Source organism: Nocardia sp. NPDC050630 (assembly GCF_044457245.1).
In the GTDB taxonomy this organism is placed as follows: Bacteria; Actinomycetota; Actinomycetes; order Mycobacteriales; family Mycobacteriaceae; genus Nocardia.
This window is the reverse complement of sequence record NZ_JBITGN010000055.1, coordinates 1-5,211: the sequence shown is the minus strand read 5'-3', so window position 1 is coordinate 5,211 and position 5,211 is coordinate 1. Positions and strand designations below refer to the sequence as shown.

Annotated in this window: 4 protein-coding genes and 1 pseudogene; all 5 read left to right on the top strand. The window is 62.7% G+C overall.

What is annotated here, in order from left to right:
* A pseudogene (locus tag ACIBG0_RS42040) lies at positions 1–264 on the top strand (hypothetical protein); the annotation flags it as partial.
* Positions 265–513: 249 nt separating this feature from the next.
* Entirely contained in the window at positions 514–873 is a 360-nt protein-coding gene (locus ACIBG0_RS42035; RefSeq protein ID WP_397041229.1) for a DUF2563 family protein, read from the top strand.
* On the top strand, positions 870–2,726 hold the full coding sequence (locus tag ACIBG0_RS42030) for an alpha/beta hydrolase (RefSeq protein WP_397041227.1): 1,857 nt from the start codon (positions 870–872) through the stop codon (positions 2,724–2,726). The genes ACIBG0_RS42035 and ACIBG0_RS42030 overlap by 4 nt, the downstream gene beginning before the upstream one ends.
* Before the next feature lie 1,021 nt (positions 2,727–3,747).
* The gene (locus ACIBG0_RS42025) at positions 3,748–4,446 is read left to right on the top strand and encodes a molybdopterin-dependent oxidoreductase (RefSeq protein WP_397041225.1); all 699 of its coding nucleotides are present in this window, start codon (positions 3,748–3,750) and stop codon (positions 4,444–4,446) included.
* A gap of 254 nt (positions 4,447–4,700) precedes the next feature.
* Positions 4,701–5,030, top strand: coding sequence for a hypothetical protein (locus ACIBG0_RS42020; protein WP_397041223.1), 330 nt, complete (start codon positions 4,701–4,703; stop codon positions 5,028–5,030).
* The last annotated feature ends 181 nt before the right edge of the window (positions 5,031–5,211 follow it).

The window sequence follows — 5,211 nt, the reverse complement described above, 5'->3', positions numbered from 1 at the left end:
GCCGAACGGCGGGTGCGGCTTCTTGTGCAGCGCGTGGTGTGGCAGGCGACCAGCGGGGTTGCCTCGGTAGCGGGGGTGTCATTGCTGGTGTTCGGAGCCGGAGCCTACGAATGCGCTTCCATGTTTGCGAACCGGCTGACGCAGTTGCAGATCCCCGCGACGGTAAACCTGCGGTCCGCCGGCACCCACTCCTGGCCGTACTGGGCCGACGAACTGTCCCGGTCCTGGCCGACCATCGCCCATGCACTCGACATCAAAACATGACTATCCATCAAACGGGCACGCGCAATGCGCCGCCCCGGGCCGAACCGCGGCGCGGAGCGCGCGGCTGGGATCCTGGAGCGCTCCACGAACGCCCATCAACAAGATCGCCGCTGCCAGAAACCGGCATCATGCCGGTACTGACGGTCCGGCGGCTCAATGATTGCGAAGAATGTTGTATGACAACACATTTGACACGGCTGGGGTTGCTCATGGTGGTTGGTGCGCGACGAGGGTATGAGTCTCGGGCGGATGAGTACCTCTGCCGGGTTCTCCGGACTTCGAAAGGTGGGGATACGGATGTACGCGGATCCGGATCGGCTGCTGCGTGGTAGCAATCACACCTATGGCGCCACCGACCACGTTCAGGAGGCGTGCAATCATCTACGGTCGGTCGAGGTGACCGCGGGGATGTTCGGCCAGACCGAGGCAGCCACGAATGCCGAGGCCGTCACATCCCGAGCCCACCAACGACATACACGTGCGCTCGATGATCACCATCGAAATCTGACGTGGATCGGCGAGAACACGGCCGGGGCCGCAACCGCTCTCGGCGGGGCGGACCACGCGGGCGCCGACGCCGTACGCCGCGGGGACGCTGTCGACCCATGAGTGTGAATACGCCGAAACTGTCCGTTCTCTCCGTGTCCGAGCTGACGAAGGCCGCCGGAGGCGACCCGTGGCAGTTGCAGGATCAATTGTTGGCGGGCAAGCCGTTTCAGATCAGCACGATGGCCGAGGCATTCCATCGAAGCGGGTCACACGCCGGGGAGGCGGACAGCACGTTCGACCAGGCTCGTGCGCATTTTCAGAACGCGTACATCTCCGGCGATCGAACCGATGTGATCGATGACTCACCGATCGTGAACGACGCCAAGTCCAGACTGCATGAGTCCGCGGATGCGCTCGCCAAGATCGGCACCGGCCTGGAAGAGATCGCGGCAGCCCTCGCCAACGCCCAGAACATGACCCACCCTCCGATCGATGCCCTCAACCATGAGCTGACCGAACTCGAATCGGAATACCTGAGGTTGCCGCGCCGTTCGGGCAAGATGCAAAACGAGTTCCCCACTCCGGGATTGTCAGAGGTACAGCAGACCGCGGCCGCCGCGGTGGCCGCGACCTATCGGCAGATGCAGGGCGTCGTCGCCGGTTACGAGGATACTCTCGACGCGCAGATGAAGGACTTCGAAGCGACCGGCTATCTCCCACCAGTGCAGCTTGAGGACGCCGCTTCGAACACCGATCCGAAGGCCGTATACAAATGGTGGACGTTGCTCACTCCCGCCGAACAGCAAGCGCTCATCGCCGACCATCCGGATGTGATCGGGAATCTCAACGGAATACCGGTCGCCGATCGCGACACCGCGAACAGACAGGTCATGAACGCCGACATCCACCGGATCGAGGATATGGCAAAAGCCAAGGGCGTATCGGTCGAGGCGATCCAGAAGGACCCGACGAAATACGGCCTGACAGCCGACGACGTGACGCGCTATCACAACGCGAACAACGTCCTAGCTGGCCTGAACGCCTACAGCGGTTCCGAGCAGCATCCGCCGACCTACCTGTACGCGTACCAGCCGCTCGCGTTCGATGGAAAGGGCAGGGCCGCCATCGCTATCGGCAACCCGGACACCGCACCCAATACCGCGGTCCTCGTGCCGGGTGCAAGTCAGAGCGTGCGTGCCAGCGACGGATCCGACAAGGGCTGGTTCGCTGTCCAAAGCGAACAAGCGCAGAATCTGTACGCCGAATCGAACAAAGCAGACCCAAGTCATCCGACCGCGGTAGTGGCCTGGATGGGCTACGACTCGCCCACCAACGGAATCACCGCTGTGCTCAGCGGCGACCCCACCGCCGAACGTGCAGGCGGCCAACTCCTGGCCCGCGACGTCGATGGGCTGTGGGCGACGCATCAGGGCTCCTCACATGTGACCACGGTGGGATACTCCGCCGGGGCCATCGTCACCTCCGACGCCGCGGCCGCGAGTCACCTGCACACCAACGACATGGTGCTGCTCGGACCCGTCAGCACCGACCAGGCACACCACGCGGCCGACTACCACCTCGACGGCGGACACGTGTACGTCGGCGAGGCATCCAACGACCTGAACGCGCACGCCGGCCATGCCTATCTGAACGCGTTGAGCCTTGGCGATCAGGCCGACCCTACCGACCCGGATTTCGGTGCCACCCGCATCAAGGCCGAAACACCGCCGAGCTACTCCTCGCCGATCTACTACAGCGGACAGGCCCACCTGCACTACTTCACCCCTGGCAGCGAATCACTCTATGCCACAACCGACATCACCTCCGGAAACGCTGACCGACTCGCCGCGGACCATATGCTGGCCGCTCCCGACAAGAAGGTCCCGGCCCCCGGCCGAGCCGGATGGGAGGGCCTGGAAACAGTGCAGGAAGGCGAGACGACCGACGGTGTCACAGACGATCACTACCACTGACCGAAAACAATGATCTGGCGAGTGGACAGCCGTCAGCACCCGGCCGAGCTTGCCGAGTCGGTTCGTGGCGCTGGCTGGGTTCGTTACGCGGCTGCCCTGCGGACCGATCGATCTGAATACCCGAGTTAACCTCCCTGGTGCAGCGATCGAGCAGTTCGTCGACAGAGGCACCGACCGCGATGATGACCTTCCGACTCCTACCTCAAGCACGGTCGACCGTCTCAGTCCGAATGGATCGAATGTGGCGGTGGAATACGCTGGCACAGTCCCTGATTGGCGGATATGGGCTTGCTGCACGTATCTGGCGATGGATGCACACGTTCGGGTGGGACGAGTTCGCGCCAGCTCTGCGATGCCGCGGAATCGAGGCGCCTGCGGTAACGAATCTCGACCGCAGTTCAGGCCGGAGTTGCAGTGCCGGCAACCAAGGGAAGGCCCTGCAAGTTGCCGATCAACTATTGTCTTCTACGTTGCGCTTCTACCAAGTCAGTGTTGAGGGCGTCGAGCTGGGCCGAGTGCGGATCGGCGATCAAGCGACGAATATACGCGGCGTCTTATTCGAGCGACGATGCAACGAGTTAGTGCAACTGCTGACCAGTCAACCATCTCGACAACTTTTGCGCGACGCGCTCTACGCACACGAGCAGATCGTGAACCATCCATGTCTACCACACGTCTCGGCCGACGAGGGACGATGTTCAGTGCGCTCGGTTAGCAGCGTATCGGGGGCATTGACCTGACCCCAGGTTTTCGGTCCGGGTGGACCGAATCACGGGGTCCCGTCAGCATCCCGCACAAACCCCGACCAGCGAACGCCAGCCACAAAACTGGCGGCGCGACGCCGTAACGCCGAGGATCTTCTTTCTCGCGGTTGCGCTACAGCTGGCGAGCTGCTGCGTCCGCGCATCCCGATCCTCGCCGCGGCTACGGACTTGTTGTCACTGGTCCTTCTGATCGCGCATCGCGACTGCTGATCATCGAGCCGATTGCCGATATAGAGCACCCCTTCTAATATAGTCAAATGAGAGTAACACCGGACATGGTGCCCAACGCAAGCCTTCCCCGAGGCCAGCGACCAGCACCTCATCGACGGTTCGGCCTCCCCCAATTCGCCGAGCCATACCCGCAACAGCAGGATCAACCCGTCATCACAGTGACAGGCGTCGTCCGCCATCCGACGCAGATCCCACTCGCGGACCTGCTCGCCCTGACCGATCGGCGCGAACAATGCAGCGACCTGCACTGTGTAACGACATGGAGCTCGCTGGGCCTGGCTTGGGGTGGGATATCTTTCCGTGCCGTCCACGAATCTCTTACAGCCTTGGTGGAGCCACACCCGCTTTGCAAATGGATCGCTTTCACCGGGCTGGACGGATATCGCAGCTGCGTCTTCCTCGATGACGCGCTCGCAGACGACGTAATTCTCGCTGACACACTTGATGGCCTCCCGCTTACCTGCGACCAAGGCGCACCGGTGCGCCTTGTTGTACCAGCCCTCTACGGCTACAAGAGCGTTCGACATGTATGCACAATCGAGTACCTACTCCGCTACGAGCCGGGCTCAGCCAAATGGGCGGAGCATCCCCGCGGGCGGGTTCAACGCGAGGAACGCAGCAGATATCTTCCCGGACTGCTATGGCGACCCATCTGGCGTGCGGCGCTGCCGAGAGTTCGGCGGTTGTATCAGCGAACCGCAGATGTCCGTCGGACAACCCGTTGAGAGCGATCAGCCCAGGAGAAGTGCCGTGCGAATTCTGTGTGCCACCGCGCCAGTCCTGACCACCGAATACAAGAAGCCAGTTCATGTTCATACGCCACCCTGGCGGCTGCCTGTTCGAGTACTTCGGCGAGCGCCGTCACCATCACCACATTGACGACCCAGCACGTCTGTCACGAGGAAGATCACACGCTCTTGTTCCTCGGCGCACGTCCCATCGTGCTACCGCCACCATAGACAGCCTGGTCGGCAAGCTGGTGGCCACGCGCAGGCCGCCGGGCAGCGTATTGGTCAAGGTTCCCTCTGACTGGCTGTTCCCGGGCCGTTGGCCGAGACAACCCCTCAGCGAGGAGTCGCTCGCCCGCCGCCTACGAACTCTCGGAATACGTCCCGCTCAGGGCCGGAAGACCGGACTGTTCGCGCTCGCCGCCGAAATCCCGGCCGCGATCCTGGCCAAGATGCTCGGGATCCACATCAAGTCCGCGATCCAATGGCAGAAGCTGTCCGCCGGAGACTGGGCCACCTATGCCGCCGAAGTCAGTCAACGAAATGCAGAGCCCGATACCGCATTCCAACAGTTCGAATAACTGATCTCACCATTGGAGGGCGCTCGCCGTGGCGCACCGCAGGCCACCCAATGCGGAGACAGGTGGCAGTGCGCCATGAGGCGCTGGTGCGCCGTGAGGCGCCAGGAATCGAAGGAGGTGAAAGACCTTCTCGCTGGGCTGTCGCAGCAGCCTGGTAGGAGCGGAGCGCAGTCCGATCCGG

Bases quoted from the DNA above. Each gene is read 5' to 3' on its own strand.
- ACIBG0_RS42035 (WP_397041229.1), top strand. From the start codon at position 514: ATGAGTACCTCTGCCGGGTTCTCCGGACTTCGAAAGGTGGGGATACGG.
- ACIBG0_RS42030 (WP_397041227.1), top strand. From the start codon at position 870: ATGAGTGTGAATACGCCGAAACTGTCCGTTCTCTCCGTGTCCGAGCTG.
- ACIBG0_RS42025 (WP_397041225.1), top strand. From the start codon at position 3,748: ATGAGAGTAACACCGGACATGGTGCCCAACGCAAGCCTTCCCCGAGGC.